The 23,835-nt window shown below is 71.0% G+C and carries 27 protein-coding genes; 14 read left to right on the forward strand and 13 right to left on the reverse strand.

The window, feature by feature from the left end; genetic code table 11:
* Positions 1 to 2: 2 nt before the first annotated feature.
* Both Ade02nite_RS16930 and Ade02nite_RS16935 read right to left on the reverse strand, forming a co-directional pair.
* On the reverse strand, positions 3 to 857 hold the full coding sequence (locus Ade02nite_RS16930) for an aminoglycoside phosphotransferase family protein (RefSeq protein ID WP_203763544.1): 855 nt from the start codon (positions 855 to 857) through the stop codon (positions 3 to 5).
* A 723-nt stretch (positions 858 to 1,580) separates the two neighbouring features.
* Entirely contained in the window at positions 1,581 to 2,345 is a 765-nt protein-coding gene (locus tag Ade02nite_RS16935; RefSeq protein ID WP_239168823.1) for an NAD(P)-dependent oxidoreductase, read from the reverse strand.
* On the opposite strand from Ade02nite_RS16935, the gene Ade02nite_RS16940 reads away from it, so the two are divergent.
* Positions 2,311 to 3,264: a GNAT family N-acetyltransferase gene (locus Ade02nite_RS16940; protein WP_203763547.1), complete on the forward strand. Its 954-nt coding sequence runs from the start codon at positions 2,311 to 2,313 to the stop codon at positions 3,262 to 3,264. The genes Ade02nite_RS16935 and Ade02nite_RS16940 overlap by 35 nt on opposite strands.
* Before the next feature lies 1 nt (position 3,265).
* Here Ade02nite_RS16940 and Ade02nite_RS16945 read toward each other — a convergent pair whose 3' ends face one another.
* The 4 genes from Ade02nite_RS16945 to Ade02nite_RS16960 all read right to left on the reverse strand — a co-directional run bounded on the left by Ade02nite_RS16945 (position 3,266) and on the right by Ade02nite_RS16960 (position 4,823).
* On the reverse strand, positions 3,266 to 3,610 hold the full coding sequence (locus Ade02nite_RS16945) for a DUF2795 domain-containing protein (protein WP_203763550.1): 345 nt from the start codon (positions 3,608 to 3,610) through the stop codon (positions 3,266 to 3,268).
* A gap of 36 nt (positions 3,611 to 3,646) precedes the next feature.
* Positions 3,647 to 3,814, reverse strand: a complete 168-nt coding sequence (locus Ade02nite_RS16950) for a hypothetical protein (RefSeq protein ID WP_203763553.1) — start codon at positions 3,812 to 3,814, stop codon at positions 3,647 to 3,649.
* Between the two features lie 227 nt (positions 3,815 to 4,041).
* Positions 4,042 to 4,500 (reverse strand): DUF4383 domain-containing protein, encoded by a 459-nt coding sequence (locus Ade02nite_RS16955; protein WP_203763555.1) that lies wholly within the window; start codon positions 4,498 to 4,500, stop codon positions 4,042 to 4,044.
* A gap of 65 nt (positions 4,501 to 4,565) precedes the next feature.
* Entirely contained in the window at positions 4,566 to 4,823 is a 258-nt protein-coding gene (locus tag Ade02nite_RS16960) for a hypothetical protein (RefSeq protein WP_203763558.1), read from the reverse strand.
* A 168-nt stretch (positions 4,824 to 4,991) separates the two neighbouring features.
* Between Ade02nite_RS16960 and Ade02nite_RS16965 the strand changes: the two genes are divergently transcribed.
* Genes Ade02nite_RS16965 through Ade02nite_RS16975 form a run of 3 tightly spaced genes read left to right on the forward strand, consistent with a single transcriptional unit; the run spans position 4,992 to position 7,992 of the window.
* The gene (locus Ade02nite_RS16965; protein WP_203763560.1) at positions 4,992 to 5,540 is read left to right on the forward strand and encodes a DUF4956 domain-containing protein; all 549 of its coding nucleotides are present in this window, start codon (positions 4,992 to 4,994) and stop codon (positions 5,538 to 5,540) included.
* Entirely contained in the window at positions 5,537 to 6,277 is a 741-nt protein-coding gene (locus Ade02nite_RS16970; protein ID WP_203763562.1) for a polyphosphate polymerase domain-containing protein, read from the forward strand. Before Ade02nite_RS16965 ends, Ade02nite_RS16970 begins: the two co-directional genes overlap by 4 nt.
* Positions 6,274 to 7,992 (forward strand): carbohydrate-binding domain-containing protein, encoded by a 1,719-nt coding sequence (locus Ade02nite_RS16975; protein ID WP_203763564.1) that lies wholly within the window; start codon positions 6,274 to 6,276, stop codon positions 7,990 to 7,992. Before Ade02nite_RS16970 ends, Ade02nite_RS16975 begins: the two co-directional genes overlap by 4 nt.
* A 91-nt stretch (positions 7,993 to 8,083) precedes the next feature.
* On the opposite strand, the gene Ade02nite_RS16980 is transcribed toward Ade02nite_RS16975, so the two are convergent.
* Complete coding sequence (locus Ade02nite_RS16980) at positions 8,084 to 8,581, reverse strand: GNAT family N-acetyltransferase (protein ID WP_203763566.1); 498 nt, start codon at positions 8,579 to 8,581, stop codon at positions 8,084 to 8,086.
* 412 nt (positions 8,582 to 8,993) lie between these two features.
* Here Ade02nite_RS16980 and Ade02nite_RS16985 point away from each other — a divergent pair, with 412 nt between their 5' ends.
* On the forward strand, positions 8,994 to 9,164 hold the full coding sequence (locus Ade02nite_RS16985; protein WP_203763569.1) for a hypothetical protein: 171 nt from the start codon (positions 8,994 to 8,996) through the stop codon (positions 9,162 to 9,164).
* A 98-nt stretch (positions 9,165 to 9,262) separates the two neighbouring features.
* On the forward strand, positions 9,263 to 9,583 hold the full coding sequence (locus Ade02nite_RS16990) for a tyrosine-type recombinase/integrase (RefSeq protein ID WP_275409921.1): 321 nt from the start codon (positions 9,263 to 9,265) through the stop codon (positions 9,581 to 9,583).
* A gap of 195 nt (positions 9,584 to 9,778) precedes the next feature.
* Here the strand turns inward: Ade02nite_RS16990 and Ade02nite_RS16995 are convergent, their stop codons facing one another.
* A complete protein-coding gene (locus Ade02nite_RS16995; RefSeq protein ID WP_203763573.1) occupies positions 9,779 to 10,669 on the reverse strand; it encodes a DUF4062 domain-containing protein in 891 nt (296 codons plus the stop codon).
* 367 nt (positions 10,670 to 11,036) lie between these two features.
* Here Ade02nite_RS16995 and Ade02nite_RS17000 point away from each other — a divergent pair, with 367 nt between their 5' ends.
* Positions 11,037 to 11,453, forward strand: a complete 417-nt coding sequence (locus tag Ade02nite_RS17000; RefSeq protein ID WP_203763576.1) for a DUF7674 family protein — start codon at positions 11,037 to 11,039, stop codon at positions 11,451 to 11,453.
* A gap of 354 nt (positions 11,454 to 11,807) precedes the next feature.
* On the opposite strand, the gene Ade02nite_RS17005 is transcribed toward Ade02nite_RS17000, so the two are convergent.
* A complete protein-coding gene (locus tag Ade02nite_RS17005; protein ID WP_203763579.1) occupies positions 11,808 to 12,179 on the reverse strand; it encodes a hypothetical protein in 372 nt (123 codons plus the stop codon).
* Positions 12,180 to 12,483: 304 nt separating this feature from the next.
* Here Ade02nite_RS17005 and Ade02nite_RS17010 point away from each other — a divergent pair, with 304 nt between their 5' ends.
* The 4 genes from Ade02nite_RS17010 (at position 12,484) to Ade02nite_RS17025 (ending at position 15,116) form a co-directional block, all read left to right on the forward strand.
* Entirely contained in the window at positions 12,484 to 12,672 is a 189-nt protein-coding gene (locus Ade02nite_RS17010) for a hypothetical protein (protein WP_379036289.1), read from the forward strand.
* A gap of 33 nt (positions 12,673 to 12,705) precedes the next feature.
* Positions 12,706 to 13,323, forward strand: a complete 618-nt coding sequence (locus Ade02nite_RS17015; RefSeq protein WP_203763582.1) for an excalibur calcium-binding domain-containing protein — start codon at positions 12,706 to 12,708, stop codon at positions 13,321 to 13,323.
* Between the two features lie 54 nt (positions 13,324 to 13,377).
* Positions 13,378 to 13,695 (forward strand): hypothetical protein, encoded by a 318-nt coding sequence (locus Ade02nite_RS17020; RefSeq protein WP_203763585.1) that lies wholly within the window; start codon positions 13,378 to 13,380, stop codon positions 13,693 to 13,695.
* Positions 13,696 to 13,787: 92 nt separating this feature from the next.
* The gene (locus Ade02nite_RS17025; RefSeq protein WP_203763588.1) at positions 13,788 to 15,116 is read left to right on the forward strand and encodes a cellulase family glycosylhydrolase; all 1,329 of its coding nucleotides are present in this window, start codon (positions 13,788 to 13,790) and stop codon (positions 15,114 to 15,116) included.
* Positions 15,117 to 15,162: 46 nt separating this feature from the next.
* Here Ade02nite_RS17025 and Ade02nite_RS17030 read toward each other — a convergent pair whose 3' ends face one another.
* The gene (locus Ade02nite_RS17030; RefSeq protein ID WP_203763590.1) at positions 15,163 to 16,284 is read right to left on the reverse strand and encodes an AI-2E family transporter; all 1,122 of its coding nucleotides are present in this window, start codon (positions 16,282 to 16,284) and stop codon (positions 15,163 to 15,165) included.
* Positions 16,285 to 16,360: 76 nt separating this feature from the next.
* Here Ade02nite_RS17030 and Ade02nite_RS17035 point away from each other — a divergent pair, with 76 nt between their 5' ends.
* Entirely contained in the window at positions 16,361 to 19,210 is a 2,850-nt protein-coding gene (locus tag Ade02nite_RS17035) for an AfsR/SARP family transcriptional regulator (protein WP_203763592.1), read from the forward strand.
* Between the two features lie 219 nt (positions 19,211 to 19,429).
* Here the strand turns inward: Ade02nite_RS17035 and Ade02nite_RS17040 are convergent, their stop codons facing one another.
* The 3 genes from Ade02nite_RS17040 to Ade02nite_RS17050 all read right to left on the reverse strand — a co-directional run bounded on the left by Ade02nite_RS17040 (position 19,430) and on the right by Ade02nite_RS17050 (position 21,965).
* Positions 19,430 to 20,197: a sulfite exporter TauE/SafE family protein gene (locus tag Ade02nite_RS17040; protein WP_203763594.1), complete on the reverse strand. Its 768-nt coding sequence runs from the start codon at positions 20,195 to 20,197 to the stop codon at positions 19,430 to 19,432.
* A 21-nt stretch (positions 20,198 to 20,218) separates the two neighbouring features.
* Complete coding sequence (locus Ade02nite_RS17045; protein ID WP_203763596.1) at positions 20,219 to 21,613, reverse strand: MBL fold metallo-hydrolase; 1,395 nt, start codon at positions 21,611 to 21,613, stop codon at positions 20,219 to 20,221.
* Between the two features lie 88 nt (positions 21,614 to 21,701).
* Entirely contained in the window at positions 21,702 to 21,965 is a 264-nt protein-coding gene (locus tag Ade02nite_RS17050; protein ID WP_203763662.1) for a metal-sensitive transcriptional regulator, read from the reverse strand.
* Positions 21,966 to 22,124: 159 nt separating this feature from the next.
* Here Ade02nite_RS17050 and Ade02nite_RS17055 point away from each other — a divergent pair, with 159 nt between their 5' ends.
* The gene (locus Ade02nite_RS17055; RefSeq protein WP_203763598.1) at positions 22,125 to 23,051 is read left to right on the forward strand and encodes an ATP-binding cassette domain-containing protein; all 927 of its coding nucleotides are present in this window, start codon (positions 22,125 to 22,127) and stop codon (positions 23,049 to 23,051) included.
* Complete coding sequence (locus tag Ade02nite_RS17060; protein ID WP_239168824.1) at positions 23,048 to 23,818, forward strand: ABC transporter permease; 771 nt, start codon at positions 23,048 to 23,050, stop codon at positions 23,816 to 23,818. Before Ade02nite_RS17055 ends, Ade02nite_RS17060 begins: the two co-directional genes overlap by 4 nt.
* The last annotated feature ends 17 nt before the right edge of the window (positions 23,819 to 23,835 follow it).

The following is a 23,835-nucleotide window of genomic DNA, read 5'->3' on the forward strand; positions in this document are numbered from 1 at the left end:
GCTCAGCCGGCCAGCGCCTCGTTGATCTGCCGCGTGGTCTGCGCGGCCACGCGGGCGTCGGTCGCCGCGTATGAGCAGTAGGCGTTCAGCCCCGTCGCCAGCGCCCAGCCGCGCCCCCGCGCCCACGTGGCGTCGTCCACCCCCAGCGCCTCCCGGAACACCACCCGCGACGCCGCCGACATCAACGTGTACGCGATCATCATGTCCGGCGCCGGGTCACCGGCCCCGAGCCCGCCGAAGTCGATGACGGCACTCACCCGCCCGGCCACGGTCAGAATGTTGCCGATGTGGAAGTCGCCGTGAAACCACACCGGGTCACGATCCCAGGCGGGCGCGTCGAGCGCCGCCTCCCACACCTTGACGAGCCCCGCCGCGTCGAAGACATCGCCCACCCGCGCGATCGCCTCGCGCGTCTCCTCGTCGCGCTCGCCCAGCAGACCGCCGTCACCGCTCGGGGCCCCCGCGACCGGCAGCCCCTGCAACGCCCCGAGAAACCCGGCGAGCTCCTCCGCCGCCTGCCGCGAGTCGGCGAGCGCGACGGTCGCCACCTCGCCGGGCAGCCAGCCGGCCACCGACCACGGCCACGGATAGCCGTTCGCGGGCCGCCCCACCCCCACCGGCTCCGGCACCGCCAGCGGCAGCCGCGGCGCCAGCCAGGGCAGCCAGGCGCTCTCCTTGCCGGCCTGCCCCACCGCCCCGTCGTGCCGGGGCAGGCGGACCGCGAGCTCCTCCCCCAGCCGGTAGATGACGTGATCCGACCCGGCTCTCTCCACAGCCCGCAGCGGCAGCCCCGCCCACTGCGGAAACTGCGCCGCCACCAACTCGGCCGCCTGACGCACGTCGATCTCCACGAACATGCCCGCACGCTACTGCGCCGGGGGCCGTTTCTCAGCCGAGATACCGCCCCGTGAAGCGAGGACCGCCGGCAGAGAGAACGAACGTTCTGTCTATCGCGCCCGCTGCCGCGCCGGGCGTGGTCGACAGAGAGAACGAACGTTCTGTCCATCCAGGCCACGCGCGCCTGAGTTGCTGTTAGCCAGAACGAACGTTCTATCCACCAAACGCCGCGCGGAGTGCCCCAAGACGAGAACGAACGTTCTATCCACCACCGTTAACGCGCCCGACGCGCCGAGCTAGCCGACGGGCAGAACGAACGTTCTGTCCACCACACCACCGCGCCAGCCGTCGCACGCGGGCCTCCGAAGGCAGAACGAACGTTCTATCCACCACACCACCACGCCCGCAGCCGCACGCGGGACCACCGATAGGCAGAACGAACGTTCGGTCCCCCACGCCACCACGCCCGCAGCCGCACGCGGGACCACCGATAGGCAGAACGAACGTTCTATCTATCGAATAACGCGACCAACGCGGCCGAGCCGCACGCCAGCGCCGCCCAACGCCGCGTAGCACCGCCCCGACGCCGCAACACCCGGCGCGCGCCTCAAGGCGCCGGGTCATCGACTTACGTAACGAAATCCCGACGAGTCATCGACTCATGAAACGAAACGCCGACGCGAAGAAGACCGTGCCAGAACAAGAGGCGAAGCCCGCAACGCCCCTGACGGCAAAGCCCATCCTCAGTAGGCGACCGTGAACCGCGCCCGCCGATGAGCCCCCGACTCGATCTCGTCAACAAACGCGATGGCAAAATCCGCGCCCGAAATGTACGAATCCCCCTTGGCGTCGGTGAGCAGCACGTCCCCACCCACCCGGAACTCACCCGTCTTCTCACCGGGGTTGTAGCCGCCAAACGCCGCCGCCGGGCTGACATAGAACCAGTCCAGAGCCGAGTCACTGGCACGCAGAGCCACCAGCGCATCGCGGGCGGCAAGAGCCTCACCCTTGTACGCTTCCGGGAAGCTCGGCGTGTCGACCAGGTCCGGCCCGCCCTCGGCCACCTGCAACGACCCGGCGCCACCGACGAACCCGAGCCGGGCGCCCCGGGCAACGGCGGTCTCGATCAGCGACGGCAGCGCCTCGATCAGCTGCGGCTCGTCCGCCTGAGGCCCGAACCGCAGCGCCACCACGATGTGGTCGGCGCCCTCGGTGACCCGGCGCACGAAGTCAGCGTCGTGGATCGACCCGGCCTCTCCCGCGATCCCGTCCGGCAGCGTCGAGAGTTTCCGCGCGACACCGGTCACCTGGTGCCCACGGGCCGCCAGCTCCGCCCCGATGTGCCCGCCGGCGTATCCGGTGATGCCGAAGACGACAACCTTCGCCATGATTTGCTCCTGTATCTCTGAGGTAGCTACTACCCGAAATATAGCGCCCCGAGATTGTGCGGAAGAGTGCACAATCACCCCCGTGATGACCGAAGGCGGACCCGCCGACTTGATCGCCATGCAACGGGCCGTGCAGCGCGCCTGGACCCCGCACAGCCGCTGGCACATCGGCGACCTGGCCTGGCAGCACACGTCGCTCGCCGAGCACCCGATGGCCCTGTGGCGGCCGGCCCCGGACGGCGAGGTGGCGGCCTGGGCCGTGCGCACCGCACCCGGGCGCCTGGAACTGCATGCGCCGCCCGAACTGGTCGACGCCGTGCTGAGCTGGTTCCACGAGACCGCCGGCACCGGCGAGCGGACGGTCACCGCGATGGCGGCCGACACCGCGCTCACCGGCGCCCTGCGGGCCGCCGGCTACCGCGAGGCGGCGGAGCCGTACTTCCTGCACTGCCTGCGCAACCTGAACGCGCGAACGGACGACGAACTGCCGGCGCGACCGGACGACGAACTGCCGGCGCGACCGGACGACGAACTGCCGGCGCCGCGCCTGCCGGACGGCTACCGGGTGCGCGCCGTCCGGCCCGGTGAAATCGCCGAGCGGGCCGCGGTGCACCGGGCCGCCTGGCGCCCGCAGCGGGTGGGTTGGTTGCACGTGCCGCCCGTCGACTTCGGTGACGGCGAGTCCGGCATGACCACCGAGCGCTACGCGCGGATCGCGGCCACGTGGCCGTACCGCCATGATCTCGACCAGGTCGTGGAAGCACCCGACGGCACCTTGGTGGCCTCGGCGCTCGGCTGGTACGACGAGGTCAACCGGGTCGGCCTGCTCGAGCCGGTCGGCACCGACCCGGGTCATGCCCGGCTCGGCCTGGGCGCCGCCGTCAGCCTGGCCTGCCTGCGGGCGATGCGCGACGCCGGCGCGACCCTCGCCGTGGTCCGCCCGCGCGGCGACGACGCCTACCCGGTGCCCCGGGCGCTGTACCACCACATCGGCTTCCGCGACGCGGGGCGCACGGTCACCTACCGGCGCCCCGCGTGATTCAGCCGCGGCCCAGGGCCGACCAGATCTGGCTCACGTTCTCGTAGGCGACGCCCGGCGGCAGGCTGTCGATGTCCGCGAGCACGTCGTCCGGAGCGCCCAGTGTCTCGGCGCTCTGCCGCAGCGCCTCACGGTCGCCCGGCAGCGCGGACAGCCCGATGTAGCGCCCGAACCGGCTCAGGTCGTTGCTCGGGTCGCTGCCGGCGACCGGCGAGACGGAGGGCTGGTCCTCGCCCGAGGGCTCGGCCATCTTCCACTCCTCGGCGCGGCCCTTCTCGTTGCCGCCGAGCTCCTGGTCCAGCTGCTCGTCGATACGCGGGCTCACCTTGTTGCTGCCTCGTTCCATGGGGACCCCCATTCCCGGCACATAGGGCGATAAACGTCAGGACGGCCCGTACGGCGACGTCTGGTCCTCGGGCACCGGCCGATCCTCCGCGCGGCTGTGCGGGCCACCGTGCGGCGGTTCGGTCGGCTTGGCGTCCTGGGTGCGCTGCTTGGTCGCCGGTGACTCTTCGTTGCGCCGAAGCTCCGGCTGCTGCGGGTTCGTCATGCACGCTGGCTACCCGCGATCTCGGCCGATACACGGGCGGTTCGCGGGTATCGACGCCGCTATGAACGCTTGGCAGTCGCTCCGCATCGCCGCGCTGACCGGCCCGGCGTGGCAGGCCGTCATCCCCGGGCTGAGCTGGCGAACGCGTCCGCGCTCGGTGCGGTCAGCAGGCCGAGGAGCGGGCCCAGGCTCTCGCCGGCGGCCCGCCCCGGGCCACGCGTCTGCTGTCAGCGCGCTGAGGCCACCGTACGGCGGGTGGTCAGGAACCCCAGCGCGATCATCCCGAGCCCGAGGCCCAGGTGCAGCCAGTCGTCGGCGGTGTTGACCGGCACGAAGTTGGCCGCGGTGTTGTCGCCGACCACCAGGCCGTACAGCCAGAGGACGAGATAGACGGCGCCGCCGCCGATCAGATAGGCGCGTGCGCCGCCGGCCGTGCGCGCCAGGGCCAGCCCGGCCGCGCCGAAGAGGAGGTGGACGATGTTGTGCAGGATCGACACCTGGAAGACGCCGAGCAGCAGGGCGTCGGAGTGGTGCCCGGCGAAGGTCATGGTGTCGTAGTTCGTGGTGACGCCGGGGATGAACCCGAGCACGCCGACCAGCAGGAAGGTGGCCGCCACGACGAGCGCGGCGGTGCGGACGGGCGATCGGCCGGACGTGACGCGGCCGGCGGTGGGGGCGGTGGACATGAGGACGCTTCCTCTCCGTGGGGGATGCGTGGATCCCCGCCCCTGGTCACCGCAAACGCATCACGTCAGCGGCGGCGCCATCGATAGGCGTCGACGACGGCGTACCCACCCACGAGCGCCACCACCGCACAGGTCAGGATGACGCCGGCCGCGCCCCAGGCCACCATCGCGATGGAGAGCAGGCCCCAGACGAGTCCACCCACGACCGCGAGGGGTATCAGAACGTGGCGGGGCAGGCGCCGCCGGCCGGCCAGCGACGGATAGTCGGTGGTGAGCCGCTCGACGATCTCGGCGAACTCTCGTTCCTTGTCGTTGGTTCCCATCGGGTCAACCTCCCGGCCCAGTGTCCCTCGCCGACGCCCGTTCGTGTGGGCCATGTTCCTCGCCCTTCTAGGACGCATCCCTAAGTTAATTCGTGCAGTCCGGCGAATGAACACAAGAGGGACAGCGAATACAGCTGGCGCACAGGAACGCCCGGCTTACTTGTCGCTGTGAATCTTCTGCTCGCCGTCGCTGTCGACCTGCTGGCCATCACGGTGCTGGCGTTCGGGATCTACTTCCCCCGGCACCACCGCCGTGACCTGCTCGTGGCCTATCTGGTGGTCAACGTCGGCGTGCTCGCCGTGGCGACGATCCTCGAGTCGGCGACGGTGGGCGTCGGGCTCGGGCTCGGCCTGTTCGGCGTGCTGTCGATCATCCGGCTGCGCTCGTACGAGATCGCCCAGCACGAGATCGCGTACTACTTCGCCGCGCTCGCCCTCGGCCTGCTGCCGGGCCTGACCGGACGGGTGGACGGCCTGGTCGCCGGACTGATGGCGCTGATCGTGGCGACCCTGTTCGTCGGCGACCACCCGCGGCTGTTCCCGCGGCACCGCCAGCAGACCGTGCAGCTCGACACCGCGCACACCGACGAGGCCGCTCTGCGCGTACACCTGGAGGCTCTGCTCGGCGCGCGTGTGGTGCACCTCTCCGTCCGCCACCTCGACCTGGTCAACGACACCACACTGGTCGAGGTCCGCTACGTGGCCGCCGCGACGTGAAGACGATCTCGCTGGAGGAACTGGTCGAGCTCGGCGCGCTGCTCCGGCGCTTCGAGCGCAAATACGTGCTGCCCGCCGCGGCGCTGCCGGAGCTGTTCGACGCGCTGCCGGCGGACACCCGGATCCTCGACATCGGCGGCCGCCGTCGTTTCCCGTACCGGTCGACGTATTTCGACACCCCCGGCCTGGACAGCTATCTCGGCGCCGCGCACCGCCGCCGGCGCCGTTTCAAGCTGCGCGTGCGCAGCTATCTCGGCACCGGCGAGGACTTCCTCGAGGTCAAGACGCGCGGCCCCCGCGGGGTGACGATCAAGGACCGTTTCCCGTACGAGGGTGAGCACCATCGCCTGACACCGGCCGCACAGACCCTCGCGTCCGGCGTGCTCGCCGCCGCCCGCATAGTTCCCGGCGGCGCCTTCGGGCCGGCCCTGATCAGCCGGTACGAGCGGACGACGCTCTTCGTGCCCGGCAGCGCCAGCCGGGTCACCATCGACCACGACCTCACGTGGGCGCTGCCCGGCACCCCCGAGCCCGTCCCGCTCCCGGGCCGCGTCGTCGTGGAGACGAAGTCGCCGCGCCTCACCTCCCCGGTCGACCGCCTGCTCTGGTCGCTCGCGCACCGGCCCACCCCGATCTCCAAGTACGCCACCGGCCTCGCCGTCCTGCGGCCGGGCCTGCCCGCCAACCGCTGGCGTCCCGTGCTGCGGCGCCACCTCACCCCGGAGAGCCCCGCATGAGAAAGCTCGCCGCCGCCGTCGGCACCGCCGCCCTCGCCTCGGTGCTCGCCGCCTGCTCCGACGACGCCACCCCGGCGCCCGCCGCCACCCCGACGGCGGCCGACAGCGCCGCCACGGTCCTCGCCGCGAACGAGCCCGTGCACGCCGCCGCCGCGGACACCGGTTCGGCGGCGACGATCGACCTCGGCGGCGGCTCGCCTCCCGACGGCGTCGAGGTCGAGGACGGCACGGTGACCATCACCGCCGCGGGCGCCTACCGCCTGACCGGCACCCTGAACGGCCAGGTCGTCGTGAACACGCCCAAGGCCGCCGTCACGCTGGTCCTCGACAACGCCACGATCACCAGCGCCGCGACCGCCGCGATCGCCGCCGTCGAGGCGTCGCGGCTGGACGTGGTGCTCCCGGCCGGCACGAGGAGCACGCTGGCCGACGCGTCCTCGTACCCGCAGGACGCCGACGTCAACGCGGCCCTGTTCAGCGCCGGCGACCTGACCGTCGGCGGCACCGGCGCGCTGACCGTGACCGGCAACGGCAACGACGGCATCGCCTCCAAGGACGGGCTGCTCGTCTCGTCGGGCACGATCACCGTGCGGGCGAAGGACGACGGCCTGCGCGGCAAGGACTACCTGGTGGTCCGGGACGGCACGATCCGGGTCACGTCCGGCGGCGACGGCCTCAAGGCGGACAACGACACGGACCCGCGCGCGGGTTTCGTCGCCGTCGCCGGCGGGACCGTCGAGGTGACGTCCGGCGGCGACGGCGCCGACGCGGCCACCGACCTGGTGCAGACCGGCGGCACCCTGAAGGTGACCGCCGGCGGCGGCCACGGCACCGCGCCCGCCGGCGACCCGTCCACCAAGGGCCTGAAGTCCGGCGTCGTCACCGTGCTGGAGGCGGGCACCGCCACCGTGGACGCGAGCGACGACGCCGTCCACAGCGACGGCTCGATCCACCTGGCCGGCACCACGCTGAGCGCGGCAAGCGGCGACGACGGCGTCCACGCCGAGAACACCCTGCGCGTCTCGGCCGGCAAGGCCGCCGTCACCACGTCCGTCGAGGGCGTCGAGGCCGCCCACGTCGACGTCACCGGCGGCGCCACCACGATCGTCTCCAGCGACGACGGCCTGAACGCCGCCGGCGGCGACGGCGGCGGTCTCGGCGCCCCCGGCGGCGAAGAGGTGGGCGACTACACCGCCACGGTCACCGGCGGCACCCTGATCATCGACGCCGAGGGCGACGGCTTCGACTCGAACGGCACCGCCTCCATCACCGGCGGCACGGTCGTCGTGAGCGGCCCTTCCGGCCGGGGCAACGGCGCCCTCGACGTCAACGGCACCTTCACCATGTCCGGCGGCACCCTCTTCGCCGCCGGCAGCGCCAGCATGCCCGTCGCCCCCGACGAGAGCTCGGACCAGGCCTGGCTGGCGGTCACCCTGGACACCCCGGCCCTCGCCGGCACAACCCTGCACGTGACGGACACCAGCGGCAAGGTCCTGGCCACCTTCGTCACCCACAAGCCGGCCGAGAACATCGTCTTCTCGTCCCGCACCCTCAAGAAGGACACCGAATACCAAATTCATTCGGGCGGCAAAGCCTCCGGAGCGGACGTGGGAGGCCTCACCGAGTCAGGCACCCTCGAATCAGCCCATCAGACAGCCACCGTCACCTCGGGCGTAGCCCCCGAGGGCGGCTGGGGGCGCAGGCCGGGCCGCTGACCGTCTCCGCCTCGCCAGACGCCACCCGTGGAGACCGACATCGCAGTCCGCCCACGTCGTCGGATCCGCTTGCAGGCGAGAGTGCGTTGCCCTACTCGACCTGAGATCCTTGTGGCGGGCAACCGAGAGCCTTGGTGAGACGCACATCCTCTTCTTGATAGCCGCGCCGGGCGTAGAAGGCTCGGGCCGGAGCGTTCGCCGCGCCGGTCTCCAAGGTGAGATGCCGAAGCCCGCGACCGCGAGCCCATGCCTCTGCCGCATGCATCAGGAGGCTGCCCACGCCACGCCGTTCGTGCTCGGCCCGCACCACAAGCTCACCGACGTAGGCGTCGACCTCGCCGGTGAAATGCCGGCGTTGAGCAACCGTCACCACGCCGACGACCTCCTCGCCTACCTGAGCCACCAACACTTCACGATCCTCGGCGTCGGCGTTGGCGAGCGATTCGTCGATCCATCCCGCAACGGCTCTGCGGACAGCTTCGGCGTCACGCCAGTGGGCGACGCCGAACTCCAAGCGGGGAGCGAGCAAGACAACAGCCTCCCGGTCGTGTGGCTCGTATCGGCGGACGCTGACCGCGGCATCAGACATGAGCCAATGATGACGAAGGGAACCCCCTCGAATAAACACCGAGGCCACCATCGGGAACTGCCGCGTCGAGGGCGTTGGTGCTCTTGCCGGCGGTGACGCACCGTGAGTTATGACTACTTCTACAGTTTCCGGTCACGCGTGGATTCGCCGTTGACGAGCGCATGCTGCGTGCGGCGGCGGCCGCGTACCTGGGCCGGTACCGTGGTGAGTCCCGCGTTCACACCGGCTCCGACCTCAAGGTGTCCTTGACCTGGTGCTCAGGTCGAGAACTTGACCCGCTGTGCCTGGGCCGGGCTGAGATCGAACGGTATGTGCGCTGGTTGCAGGACGTCCGCCGCTGCCGGCGTTCCACCGTCTCTCGCCGACTGTCGGTCGTGGTCGGCTTCTACCGCGTGTGCGTCATTGACCAGCTTTGACCCACACGCCGGCCGACTCACCGACGCTCGGGCTCGGTCATCTTCAGTTCGAGGCCCTGCTCACGACCGCACGGCTGTCGGCCAACCGCGACGACTTCGCGTTGATCGCGATGCTCGGCCTGCTCGGGCTGCGGATCTTCGAAGCCAGCGGGTGCGAACATCGCTGATCTCGGCGAGGAGCACGGCCATCGTGTCCTGAAGATCCGCGGCAAGGGCGACAAGACGGTGCTGGTTCCGCTGCCTCCTGCTGCTCGGGCCATCGAGCATGCCACCGCGGGCCGCGGGCCGCGGGCAGGGGCCGATCTTGCGCAACCGGCTCGGTCGGCGGATGGATCGGCACGCCGCGACTCGGCGGCTGCGGCAGCTGTCCGCATCGTCCGGGATCCGGATGCCGCGGATGCACCCGCACATGCTGCGCCACACGTTCGTCACGACCATGCTCGACGCGGGAGTCAGCCTCCGTGACGTGCGGATCGCGGCCCGGCACGCCGACCCGAAAACCACGATGCGCTACGACCGGGCCCACAAGAACCTCGACCGGCACCCCAACTACATCCTCGCTGCCTACATGGCCTCTGGCACCTGAACGCTCGAGGCCTGCCAGCCCGGGGATCGCCCCGGCCGGCTGGCCTCGTCCGGTAACCGACCTATCCCATCGCTGGCGGACGAACGTCCGCCTCATCGCTGGATCGATCTCGCGTACGCGGACATGCCGAGAAGAATGCGTCGGCTGGTGCGCCGCTGGCTAGCCAACGCTGGAATGCAGTACAAACTCGTAGGTTTAGAAGCGAACCGTCTGCATCTTCTCGCCGTCTGCGCCGCCCTTTTGTGTCCAGGTGATCCGGATGAGGTGTTGAGACGTAGATCCAAAACTGGCCCACACCGGCATTTCAATAGGGGCACCCGGAACAAGATACTCAATCGAATATTTCTCCGGCATGGACACCGGCTGCCAATCTTCCGGCCGTGGATCTGGTGCCACCCAGTCAAAGTCGACATTTTCGGCAACCGCACTGCCGATATTCTCAAATACGAGATACTCGTAGTTCTGAATTTTCAAGCGACCCTTGGAGTCAACTTTTTGCCGCTGCTCCTTCCTGGTCTTGGCGACGACATCGGCGACCAACTCTGCCGGTTTCTGCGGACTTTCGGGCGTCGGCAGGTGGAGTCGCTCACGGACGGTACGAAGGAGATCTCTCTTGATCAGGTCGGTAAGCTGCTCGACCGAGCTGTACTCACGATAGATTCCCCATGTCTGCGCCCTGGACTTGAAGTCCTGCACGGCCGAGTATTGTTTTGGATCAATAGATGACGGAACGACCGGCTGGTTGGAGAAACACAGAACTCCTGGCTTCCCGGCGCTGACTACTCGTTCGAGTTCATGGACCGTTGCCGCAGTTCCGTCAGGCAGTAGCGAACCAATCTTGGTCCAAAAGATACCGATGACCATATCGGCACTATCGACAATCTGAGTGTCGAGCAAGTCCTGGGGGTGGGAGCCTAGATCAGCACGACTGTGCGTTTCCCAAAGCACAGGCAGAAGAATAACTTGCAGCGCGGCGGCGTGCTCGTCGTTGAACTCCCATAAAGTCTGGCGTAGCGCATCACGTTCGGCAGCGACATCACTCGGGGAGGCTATGAGGACGGAGACGACGTTCGCGGGGTAAACCATGCCTACCTTCTACACCATGCGCGGACCAACGCGTAGAGCAAGGCTATCACTCCTGCGCGATCTCCCATTGGAACAGCTTGTTTACGATTTTGTAGCTTTTGTTCGTGCGCGCTCATCTGCCGCGTACAAGGCGCGCGCCGGGCTACCGGACTCGAACCGGCTCATACCTCGCGGTCGGCAGCACAGAAGTGCTGGCACGGAGTTTCCCACCCGCCTTTGCCCGGCGCGCGGCACCAGGTTAGCTGCCAGCCAGCGCCGATGCACGGGAGCTTTCTGGGCGTGCGCTCTCATAGCCGCTGTCCGTGCGCGTCCGCGGCACGTGAGCCAAACTGCGTCTCTGAACTCGCACCGTGCGTAGGGTCGGAGCATGAGTGACTACGTTCCGTCGCCTGTCGCTGTGGCAGCAATGCGGCGGCTGGTGGCGAGCGTTGCCGGAACGGGGCCGATCCTCGAGGAGCATGTGAACGACAACGACGAAGTTCTGCCGCATCTGCTCATTGCCGATCTCCGCCGCTGGTTCGTCGACGCGGTGGTGGCAGGGAACGCCCGCGGCGTCACAGATTTCCTCGCCGCCATCGAAGTTCTGTATGCCAGCGAAGACCCCGACACACGCAACGTCATGGAAGTTTCGTTCATGGAAGATCTGTTAGCACTGCCGGATGCTAATGAACAGGCAGCCATCGAGGTCTTGCAACTGAGGGCCGGACCGAGGACGCGGGAGGGTCTGATCGCGACGTACACATACCTGCACCCGCCCGGTGACGAGGCCCGTCCTGCGTCGTAGAGGACTCCCGGCACCGTTCTGCCCAATGCGCCATGAGCGCACTCTTCTAGCCGCGATTCGCGTGCCGGCTGGGTCATCGTGCGTCGAGCCTTCCCCGGCGCACAGAGCGGGGGATGGCTCAGGACGACGAAGTTCAGTCGACGAGGGCGGCAAGAGTTGTTCTCGCAGCACGGGTCGTAGTCGACGACTGCGGCAAGCGGCACGGCCGGTGCGCCGGGACGCGCGATGATGACGGCCGGGTCCGCCCGAGTCGCAGCCGGCCCGAGCGACCTGCACGCCCGGTGCCGGCCGTTCGGCGTCGCTATCGCATTGCCATCCCAGCATTACGAACTGTTGGAACATGGGGCAGCAGCTTCATCTGCCGGCTTTTCTTGAGCCGGGGCGCCGACCGCCACGTGCAGGCCCAGAGCCGCGGGATCGGCCCGGCTGATCAGCTGGGCCGTCGACGGCACCAGGGCTGGAGAACGACACCGAAGGTGCCGCGGGCCGGGAAGACTGGGGTGGCGGCCATTGCGACGCTGTGATCTGCGCTCCGGTGACCGGCACCTTGGGCGAGAGGTGGTCGAGCAACCGCTGCGCCAGTGTGGCATCGATCTCGAGGTCGGCGCTGATGCGTACGTCGGCGTCGGTCGCCAGGTCCACGACGTCGTCGCTGGTGAACGCGCCCGCTCCGATAGTGCTCAACCGTCGTGCGAACTCCTGCGCATTGATCATCTGCAGCCTCATCCTCGGATTGCCAACAACCCACCGTAACCCCCGCTTCAGTTGCCAGGCCCTGCCCCCACGGTGCGGGCCACTGCGGCTACGAAGGCGCCAAGCGCGCAACCCCGCGCGGAGAGCGTCGCCATGGAGCCCTCAAAGCACACCTCACCTGTCGCGTACCGTTCGCTCCAAAACGTGATGATGATGCTCCTTCGTGCCGCCATGTCCACAAACCGCGGCTGCCTCTCCGTCATCGTCTTCGACAGCTGCGCGCGCCGCCCCGAGGCTCGACCACGACCTTGGTGACGAGGACACGATCTGGCCGGTCGTGGAGTTGTTGGAGCGAGCCGCCTTCGACGGCGAGCCGTTCGACATCGGGATCGTCTACATTCACTCGGCCAATCCGGCCCGGGGTGGTCGAGGTTCGGCAGGCGCTGGAGCGCTGGGGCTATCCCGTACGGCCGGTGCCCGGCTCGCCGCACGTCGTTTACTGAAGGAGCGCCAGCCAGTCAAGTGACGCTGGGCGGTCCAGATCCGGGCCGTGTCGCGGGTGCCGGTGGACGAACACCTGGATCGGCGGGCCGTTCGGCCCATCGCTGAAGTTGATCTTGTCGGGGACACTGCGGGGATGTCGCGATGGGACGTGCTGGGGCTGGTGGCGGAGAAGAGGGCGCGGAAGCGGGAAGAGGAGGCGCGGCGGCGGGAAGAGGAGGCGCGGCGCAAGCGGCGCGACCTGAAGATCCTCGCGGGCGTACTGGTCGTCTGCGCGGGCGTGATCACCGTTGGCGCGCTCACCGAGGACGACGAGAGCGCAGCGCCGGCGGCGTCGGCCTCCGCCGCAGCCGTTTCCGGTGCGCAGCCGGGGTCGCCGGCTCCGGTCGGGGTGCAACCGGTGGTGACCGCGACGGCCTCGATCAGCCCGTCCGCGTCTGCGGTGCGGCCGTCGTCGGCCGCGCCCACCCGGTCGGCCACGCCGAGCCCGAAGCCGACCACCACGACGAAGCCCATGCCCACGGCCGACGACGAGGAAGCGGCGGCAGAAGTGGATCCCCGGTACGCCACCTGCGCGAAGGCGATCGCCGCCGGCCACGGCCCGTACTACAGGGGCGAGGATCCGGAGTATTTCTGGTACCGCGACCGGGACAAAGACGGCGTGGTCTGCGAATAGGGTAAATGGGATCGGCGCCGGGTCCTTCTCAGCCGGTCGTGCTACAGAGGAGACATGGACATCCATGTCGACCGGAAGAATCACAGCGATGTGGTCGTCCGGGACATGATGGCTGCCACGTTCGGGCTGGCGGCGGACGTGCCGGCGACGGTGACGACCGGGTGCGGGCTCGAGGTGCCGCTGGTGTCGACGTCCACCGAGCCCGACCGGGTCACCTGTGCGCCGTGCCGCGGGTTCGCCCATCGGCAGCATCTGGAGCTGGCCGAGCAGATCGAGCGGCTCGGCGCCGTGCCGGGCAGCGTGGTGACGCCGGACAAGGTCGCCGCGGCGGCCGCCCTTCACCGGGAGCTGGCCGCCCGATACATCGATTGATTGCGATGGATGGGCGGACGCATTACGGTGTTCGCACAAGCGCGGTGCTGACAAGCACTGAGTGGGCGCGCTCTTCCCTTCAGAGGTAGGTCATGAAGAGAATCGCCGCCGCGCTGGTGGCTGCCGTCGTGTCCGTGCTGTTCTTCGTCGCGCCGGCGCACGCCGCGACCGGGCTGCACATCGTGGGCCGCAACATCGTCGAGGCCAACGGCCAGACGTTCGTCATGCGGGGCGTCAATCACCCCCACGCCTGGTACGCGAGCCGCACCAACTCGATCGCCGACATCAAGGCCGCGGGCGCCAACACCGTACGGGTGGTGCTCAGCGGCGGCCGGTGGACCACGAACACGGCCGCCGACGTCGCCAACGTGATCGCGCTGTGCAAGGCGAACCGGCTGATCTGCGTGCTCGAGAACCACGACACCACCGGCTACGGGGAGGACGCGGCCGCGTACAGCCTGGATCAGGCCGTCGATTACTGGATCAGCATCAAGTCCGCGCTGACCGGGCAGGAGAACTACGTCGTCATCAACATCGGCAACGAGCCGATCGGCAACACGAACCCCGGCCAGTGGACGGCGGCCACCGTCGCCGCGATCCAGAAGATGCGCGCCAACGGCTTCGAGCACCTGCTCATGGTCGACGCGCCCAACTGGGGCCAGGACTGGACGTACGTCATGCGCGACAACGCGCAGACCGTGCTCGACGCGGACACGCGCAAGAACACCGTCCTGTCGATCCACATGTACGCCGTCTTCAACCAGCCGTCGGCGATCACCAGCTACCTCGACACGTTCGAGAGCCGCGGGTGGCCCCTGGTGATCGGCGAGTTCGGCTGGCAGTTCGCGAGCGGCGAGGTGAACGACCAGACCGTGCTGGCCGAGGCCGTGCGCCGCAACCTGGGCTACCTGGGCTGGTCGTGGTCGGGCAACACCGACCCGATCCTCGACATGACCACCAACTTCGACGCGAGCCAGCTCACCACCTGGGGCCAGCGCATCGTCAACGGCCCGAACGGGCTCAAGGCCACCGCCAAGGAGGCCACGATCTTCGGCGGCACGACCCCGCCCACGACGCCACCGACGACCCCGCCGACCACGCCACCGACGACCCCGCCCACCGGCAGCTGCTCGGCCACGTACGCCGTCACCGGCCAGTGGCAGAACGGGTTCCAGGGTGAGGTCAAGGTGACCGCCGGCAGCGCGGCCGTGAAGAGCTGGGCCGTGACCTGGACGTACGCCAACGGCCAGACCGTCACCCAGGCCTGGAACGCCACCGTGACCAGCAACGGCTCGGCCGTGACGGCCCGCAACGCCGGCTACAACGGCAGCCTCGCCGCGGGCGCCAGCACCACCTTCGGCTTCCTCGGCTCGTGGTCGGGCACGAACAGCGTCCCGGCCGTCAGCTGCTCCGCCACCTGATCGGTGCCCGGGGTGTGCCGCCGCACCGGCGGCGCACCCCGGCCCGTCACACCGCCTCGGTCGGCTCCGGGTCCGGCGGCGGCTCGACGGTGGGTGGCGGCAGCTCGTCGCTCAGCTGCTCGCGGATGTAGTTCCAGATCACCGCGATGACCGCCGCCACCGGTACGGCCAGCAGGCTGCCGACGATGCCCGCGAGGCTGCTGCCCAGCGTCACCACCAGCAGGATCACCGCCGCGTGCAGGCCCAGCCCCCGGCTCTGCACGATCGGCTGGAAGACATTTCCCTCGAGCTGCTGGACGGCCAGGATGATCGCGAGCACGATCAGCGCGTCGGTCAGGCCGTTGGACACCAGCGCGATCAGCACCGCGACGAAGCCGGCGAAGACCGCGCCGACGATCGGCACGAACGCCGACACAAAGGTGAGCACCGCCAGCGGCAGCACGAGCGGCACCCCGACCGCCCACAGGCCCAGCCCGATGAAGATCGCGTCGAGCAGGCCGACGAACGCCTGCGAGCGTACGAAGGCACCCAGCGTGTCCCAGCCGCGCTGCGCGACCGTCGGGATGTCGGTGGAGAGCCGGCCCGGCAGCTGCCGGGAGAGCCACGGCAGGAACTTCGGCCCGTCCTTGAGGAAGAAGAACATCAGGAAGAGCGCCAGCACCGTGGTGATCACGCCGTTGACCACCGTGGTGACGGTGCCGAGGGTGACGTTCACGATGCTGCCGGCGCGGCTCTGGATCTGGGCGATCGCCGCGTCGAAGGCCTGCGTGATGTCATCGTCGCCGATGTTGAGCGGCGGGCCCGACGCCCAGTCGCGCAGCCGCTGGATGCCGTCGACCACCCCGTCGGCGAGCTCGCCGGACTGACCGGCCACCGGCACCGCGATCAGCACGATGATGCCCGCGGCCACGGCCAGGAACAGCACCGTCACCACGGCGGCGGCCAGCGCGGGCGGGAACCTGAGCCGGGTGCGCAGCAGCCGCGTGACGGGCCAGGTGAGCGTGGTCAGCAGCAGCGCCACGACGACCGGCCAGATCACCGACCAGGCCTTGCCGAGCAGCCACAGCGCGACGTACGACGCCGCCAGCACGAGCAACGTCTGCGCCGACAGCAGGGCGCAGGTCCGCAACGCGGAGCGCGCCTTGTCGGCATTCAGCTTGGCAGGCATGCCGACCACCTTAGAGATTCCCCGCCGGCGCCGCCCGGCGGCCTGCGGATTGTCCCCCGTGACGACAATGGACCGCATGCGGTACGGGATCCTCGGCCCCACCAGGGCCGAGCGCGACGACGGGACGCCGGTGCGGACGGGCGGCCCCCGGTTGCGCGCCCTGCTCGCCATGCTGCTGCTCGACGCCGGCCGCGCGGTTCCGGTCGAGCGGCTGATCGACGGGCTGTACGGCGACGAGCCGCCCGCCGGCGCCGTCAACGCGGTGCAGTCCCACGTCTCGCGCCTGCGCCAGGACCTGCCGGTGGAGTACGACGGCGCCGGCTACCGGCTCGCCGTCGACCCGGACGAGGTGGACGCTCACCGCTTCGAGCGCCTCGCCGCCGAGGGACGCCGCGCGCTGACCGAGGGCGACCACCAGCGGGCCGCCGAGCTGCTGCGTGCGGCGCTGGGCCTGTGGCGGGGTGAGGCCCTGGCAGATGTACGGGGGTCAGCGTTCGCCGCCGTCGCCGCCGACCGTCTCACCGAGCTGCGCCGGCAGGCCCTGGAGGACCGGGCCGAGGCCGATCCGGGGCCGGACGACGAGCGGGAGCTGCGCGAGCTGGTCGCCGCCGATCCGTTGCGCGAACGGGCCTGGGCGCTGCTCATACGCGTGCTCGCGCGAGCCGGCCGCCCCGCCGAGGCGCTCACGGCGTACGAGAAAGCTCGTCATGTCTTGGCCGAGGAGCTCGGCACGGACCCGTCGGCGACGCTGCGAGCCGCACACCTGGCGGTCCTGCGGCCAAACCCGCGGCACGGGCTGCCGGCCCAGCTCACCAGCTTTGTCGGGCGCGGCGAGGAACTGGGCGCCGTCGGTGAGGCGCTCGGCCGGGCCCGCCTGGTCACCCTGCTCGGGCCGGGCGGCGCCGGCAAGACCCGCCTGGCCGTCGAGGCCGCCGGCCGCCACCCCGGCGACGTCTGCTTCGTGGAGCTGGCCGCGACCGGCGACGTGGCCGGCGCCATCACCGACGCGCTCGGCGTGCGCGACACGGGCCTGCGCGAACGCGGTACGGCGGCGCCACCGGACCGGCTGCTCGCCGCGCTGGCCGCCCGCGACCTGCTGCTCGTGCTCGACAACTGCGAACACGTCATCGACGCGGTCGCGGCCCTGGCCGCACGCCTGCTCGCGAGCTGCCCCGGCGTGCGCGTGCTGGCCACCAGCCGCGAGCCGCTGGGCCTGACCGGCGAGGTGCTGTGCCCGGTCTCCGGCCTGCCACCGGACGCCGCCGGCCGCCTGTTCGCCGACCGCGCCGCCGACGCGGGCTCGCCGCTCACCCCCGCCGACGAGGAGGCCGCGCGAAGCATCTGCCGCACGCTCGACGGCCTGCCGCTCGCGCTCGAACTGGCCGCCGCGCGCCTCACCGTGCTGCCCGCCGCCGAGCTGGCCCGGCGCGTCGAGGACCGCTTCGCCGTGCTGTCCCGCGGCAGCCGCACCGCCGCCGAACGCCACCGCACCCTGCGCGCGGTGGTCGCCTGGAGCTGGGACCTGCTCACCGGCCAGGAACGGCTGCTGGCCCGCCGCCTCGCCGTCTTCCGCGGCGGCTGGACGCTCGACGCCGCCGAGCACGTCTGCGGCCTCGGCCCCGCCACGCTCGACGTGCTCCACGACCTGGTCGCGAAGTCCCTGGTGGAACGCGACGGCGACCGCTACCGCATGCTCGAGACCATCCGCGTCTTCTGCGCCGAGCAGGGCCCCGACCCCGGCCTGGCCCAGGCGCACGCCGGCTACTTCCTGTCGCTCGCCGAGACCGCCGACGCCCACCTGCGCGGCGCCGACCAGCTGACCTGGCTGGCCCGGCTCGACGCCGACCGCGACAACCTGCACGCGGCCCTGCGCGGCGGCTCCACCACGACCGCCCTGCGGCTCGTCTCGGCGCTGACGTTCTACTGGTGGCTGCGCGGCTCCCGCGGCGAGGCAGCCGCCCTGGCCGGCGAACTGCTGCGCCGGGCCGGCCCCCAGCCACCAGAGGGCCTGACCGAGGAGTACGTGCTGTGCGCCCTCAACGCGGGCCTGGCCGGCGGCGCGGCACCCGACGGCGAGACCACGCGCTACCTGGCGGGGCTGTCGGGGCCGCCCCGCCAGCCGTTCCTGCTCTACCTGTCGGCCGTCACGGCCGGCCCGCCGCCCGAGGCCACCGGCCACGTCACCGTCATCCACCGCCGCCTGCGCGAACGCCTCACCGGCGACCCGTGGAGCGAGGCCCTGTCCGCCATCGGCGGGGGCTGGCTCACCCTGCTCTTCGAGCCCGCCGCCGGCCTCGCTGCCGGTCTCGGCGCCGGTTCCGCTGCTGGCCTCGCTGCTGCCGAGGCCGAGTTTGCGGCCGCGCTCGCCGGCTTTCGTGCGCTCGGCGACCGCTGGGGCATGATGCTCGCCCACGCCGGCCTGGCCGAGGTGGCCACCCAGCGTGGCGACCACGCCGCCGCCCTGCCTCCCATGGCCGCCGCCATGCGCCTCGCCGCCGAGCTCGGCTCCGTCATCGACGAGGCCGAGCTCCTGCGCAGCCGGGCCGAGGCCCTGCTCCTGGCCGGCGACCTCGACGCGGCCACCGCCGACTTCCACCGAGCCGCCGGCCTGGCCGGCTCCTGCGGCGCCCCCGAACTGCTCGCCGCCGCTCACCTGGGCCTCGGCCGCGTGGCCCTGCACCGGCACGACCACGACACCGCGCTCCAGCTGTGCACCACGGCCCTGCACGAATGCCCCACCGGCTGGTACACCGCCGACGGCATCCGCATGACCATCCTGGTCACGCTGGGCCGCATAGCCGCCGCCACGGGCGACCCCGCCGAGGCGGAACGCCGCTACCGCCAGGTCGCCGAGATCGCCGGCGGCCCCGACGGCCTGCGCGCCATGGCGGACGCGCGGGCCGGTCTCGACGCTCTGGGCGCCTGACGGCCCACACTCATGCGGCGCGGCGCTCTTCCGGTAGCCGCCGGAAGACAATCCCACGGCGCCGGCCACGCGCGCCGCGGCAGCGGGCTGACTCGGTTGCCACACACGCCGCGGCGGTCGGCTGACCCGGTTGCCACACGCCGCGACAGCCAGCTGAACCGGTTGCCACACGCCGCGACAGCCGGCTAACCCTGTTGCCACACGCCGCGGCGGCCCGGGTCAGCCGGTGATCACCGCTTCGGTGGCGACGACCAGGGCGACCGCGAAGATCAGGTAGGCGAACGCGCGTTGCAGGCGTGCGGTGGGAACCCGGCCGGCGAATCGTCCCGCCAGCAGTGATCCGGTGATGGCGGCGGCGGTGAACGCCGCGGCGATCCGATAGTCGACCGCCGCGTCGCCGGCGTGGGCGGCGAACCCGGCGGCGCAGTTGACCACGATGATGACCAGCGAGGTGGCGACCGCCGCCGGCATGGGCAGGCCGAGCAGCAGCACGAGGGCGGGAATGATGAGGAAGCCCCCGCCGACGCCGAACAGGCCGGTGAGGAACCCGACGCCGAGGCCGGCCGCGACGGACTTCGGCAGGCAGCCGCGCCAGTTGACGCCGCCGCCGGGCAGGGCGCAGTCGCCGCCGCTGTCGTCGGTGTCGCGCAGCATGCGCAGCCCGGCGGCCACCATGACCGCGGCGAAACCGAGGAGCACCAGCCACGGGTCGAGCAGCCGGTTGACCGCGGCGCCGGCGAACGCTGCGGCCGCGCCGGTGCCGCCCACGACGGCCGCGATCCGCCGGCGCACCAGGCCCTGCCGCAGGCGGGGAAGCAGGGCGGTGCCCGACGAGATGCCGACCACCAGCAGTGACGTGGGAATCGCGGCGGCCGGCGGCAGGCCGGCTCCGTAGACGAGGGCCGGGACGGCAAGTATGGATCCGCCGCCACCGAGCAGGCCGAGCAGGACGCCGATGAGGGCACCGAACCCGATCGCGGCGGTCATGGGGTGCGATTCTCCTGAGATTCAGCTTCCGGTGACGATGGTCAGGCCGGCGTCGGCGGCGGTGGTGTAGCTGTCGTCGATGTGCACGACCCTTCGCCCGGCGCGTTGCAGCAGGCTGGTGGCGGCCGCGGCGCGGTAGCCGGAGCCGCAGTGCACCCACACCGTGCCGGCGGGCACGTCGCCGAGGCGGTGAGGCAGGTCGGGCAGGGGGATGTGGACCGCTCCGTCGATGTGGCCGGTGGTCCACTCGTTGCTCATGCGCACGTCGAGGAGCACGTCGACGCCGGGCAGGCCGTGCGGCGCGGCGCCGGCGCGGGCGGCGGCGAGGTCGGCGAACGTGGCCGTGTCCAGGTGGGCGAGGCGGGTGTCGTCGCCGCCGGCCCATTCCTCGGGATCACCGGTGGCCGCGGCGGCGGGCCGGTCGATGCCGATGCGCGCGAGCTCCCGCTGGGCGTCGGCGATCTGGTGTGCGCTGTCGCCGAGCAGGGTGATCGGGGCGCCCCAGGGGGCCATCCAGCCGAGCCAGGTCGACATCGGCCCGTCGAGGCCGAAACTCAAGGTGCCGGTCAGATGCCGGTGCGCGAACGCCTTGCGCGAGCGCAGATCGACGACCCACTCGCCGGAGGCGATCCGCTCGGCGAGCTCAGCGGCGTCGGCGGCGGTGATCGGGGTGAGGTCGATCAGGTCGGCGCCGGCGCTGTTGCGGGCGCCCATGTGCGCGTAGTAGGCCGGGTAGGCGTCGAGGCCCGCGAGGGTCCGGGCGACGAAGTCACCGGTCTCCAGCCGCAGCGCCGGGTTCGCGGTGCGTTCCCGCCCGATGGTCGACTCCGGCGCGTCGGACTGGGTGGCGGAGCAGAAACTGCCGAACCCGTGGGTGGGCCACACCTCCGCGCCGTCGGGCAGCAGGTCGGCAAGCCGCCGTACGGAGGCGTGCTGGTGTTCGGCGAGCGTGTGGGCGTGCTCTTCGCCGAGCAGGTCGGTGCGGCCGGTGGTGCCGAACAGCAGCGACCCGCCGGTGAACACCCCGACCGGCCCGCCGGTGCCTTCCAGCACGTACGACACGTGGTGGAACGTGTGCCCCGGGGTGGCCAGCACCCGCAGCCGCAGGAGCGCCGACACGCTGATCTCGTCGCCGTCGGTCACCGGCTGCCGCGCGAAGCCGACCTCGTCCGCGGCGGCCACCAGGTAGGTCGCGCCGGTGAGTCTCGCCAGCGCCAGGCCGCCGGAGACGTAGTCGTTGTGCAGGTGCGTCTCGGCGACGTGGGTGATGCGGACACCGAGACCGCCGGCCAGCGCCAGGACACGGTCGATGTCGCGTTGCGGATCGATCACGACGGCGCTCTGCCCGTCATGGGCCAGGTAGCTGCGATCCCCCAGCGACGAGGTCTGCACGACCTCGACCTTCAGCTCGCTCATCGTTGCTCCTCCGAAGCTTTCGGCACATACCCCCGGGGGTATGCGACAAACAGAGTGCGGCCAAGGTTGCGCCGCAGGGCCGGGACGGTCAGGAGAAGGACATGAACAGCTTCTCGAGCTCTTCCTCGCTCATCGGCGGCTCCTCCCCGCGCCCGCGAGCCGCCTGACACTCACGCATGCCGGTAGAGATGATTTTGAAACCGGCCCGGTCGACGGCACTGGACACCGCCGCCAGCTGAGTGAGAACCCGCCGGCAGTCCGCACCGTCCTCGATCATCGCGATCACCGCACCGAGCTGACCCTGAGCCCGCTTGAGCCGCGTCAAAGCGTCCTTCAACTGAACTGCGCTCATCTCCACGCGCGCCACCCCCACCCTTCGCGCTTCACCATACCCCCGGGGGTATCCGCCGCCCAGCGTTGTGACCTGTTTCCCACGGCCTGACGACGCGCCGGCAGGGGCCGTCAGCGCCCCGTGCGCCGTCCGTCAACGCCTCCCGCGACGCTCGACGGCATGACAGACCACGCCATCGTGGCCCACGGGCTACTCAAGACGTACCGCGACAAGCGGGCCCTCGACGGCTTCCACCTGGAGGTGCCCGCGGGCACCGTCTGCGGCCTTCTCGGGCCGAACGGGGCCGGCAAGACCACCGCCGTTCGCGTCCTGTCGACCCTGCTGCGCTTCGACGGGGGCCGGGCCACGGTGGCCGGCGCCGACATCGCCCGGGAGCCCGCCGCGGTGCGGGCGCGGATCTCGCTGACCGGGCAGTACGCCGCCGTGGACGAGGTGCTGAGCGGGCGGCAGAACCTGGTCATGTTCGGCCGTCTGCGTCATCTGCCCCGGCGGGAGGCGACCAGGCGTGCCGAGGAATTGCTCGACGAGTTCGGGCTGATGGCGGCCGCCGACCGGTCCGCCGCCGAGTACTCGGGCGGCATGCGGCGGCGGCTCGATCTCGCGGCGAGCCTCGTTCAGCGGCCGAGCGTGCTTTTCCTCGACGAGCCGACGACCGGGCTCGACCCGGCCAGCCGTACCCGGGTGTGGGGTGCCGTCCGCAAGCTCGTGGCCGAGGGGACCACCGTGCTGCTCACCACGCAGTACCTGGACGAGGCCGATCAGCTCGCCGACCGGATCAGCGTGATGGACGCCGGCCGGGTCGTCGCCGAGGGCACCCCGGACGAGCTCAAGGCGGCGCTCGGCGCGGACCGGCTCGAAGTGGTGGTGCACGACGCCGGGCAGCTCGTCGCGGCCGCCGCGCTGCTCGGGGCCACGGAGACCGACGTGGACACGCGGCGTGTGCGGGTGCCGGTCACCGACCGGGTGGCCGCGCTGACCGGGGCGCTGCGGGCGCTGGAGGCGGCCGCCATCGCGGTCGACGACATCGGGATCCGGCGGCCCACCTTGGACGAGGCGTTCCTGCGCCTGACGGGAGGCGAGCGATGAGCGACGGACTGGTGATGACGGGCCGCTACCTGCGCCACGTGGTGCGGGCGCCGGAGCAGATCGTCATCTTCTTCACCTTGCCGATCATGTTCGTGCTGGTCTTCGGCTACGTGTTCGGGTCCGGCATGGCCGTGTCGGGCACCGCCTACCGCGAGTTCCTGCTGCCCGGCGTCTTCGGCATGACGCAGTTGTACGGTCTGGGCGCCACCGCCATCGCGATCTCCACGGACATCGGCAAGGGCGTGGTCGACCGGTTCCGGTCGATGCCGACCGCCCGGTCCGCGCTGATGACCGGGCGCGCCGCGGCCGATCTGGTCCGGGCGGGGCTGGAGATGGCCGTGCTGGTCGTCTGCGGCCTGCTCGTCGGCTGGCAGTGGCACCGCGGTGCCGGTCTCGCGCTCGCCGCCGTGGGCCTGCTCCTGCTGCTGCGGCTGGCCCTGACCTGCGTCGGTGTCTACCTCGGCACGGTCGTGCCCAACCCGGACACGGTCTCGCTGATCGTCTTTCCGCTGGCGTTCCCGCTGACCGCGCTCTCCAACGTCTTCGTGGCGCCGGAGCTGATGCCGGACTGGCTGGGCGCGGTGAGCGCCTGGAACCCGCTGTCGGCGACCGTGGCGGCCTGCCGCGAGCTCTTCGGCAATCCCGGCGTCGGCGGCGACTCGTGGCCGGCGGAGCACCCGATCCTGCTCGCGGTCCTCTGGCCGCTCGCGCTGATCGCGGTCTTCGCGCCGTTGGCGGTGCGAAGCTACCGGCGGTTGAGCAGGTAGCGGCCCGGCGGCACACT

This window comes from Paractinoplanes deccanensis, from assembly GCF_016862115.1.
Lineage (GTDB): Bacteria > Actinomycetota > Actinomycetes > Mycobacteriales > Micromonosporaceae > Actinoplanes > Actinoplanes deccanensis.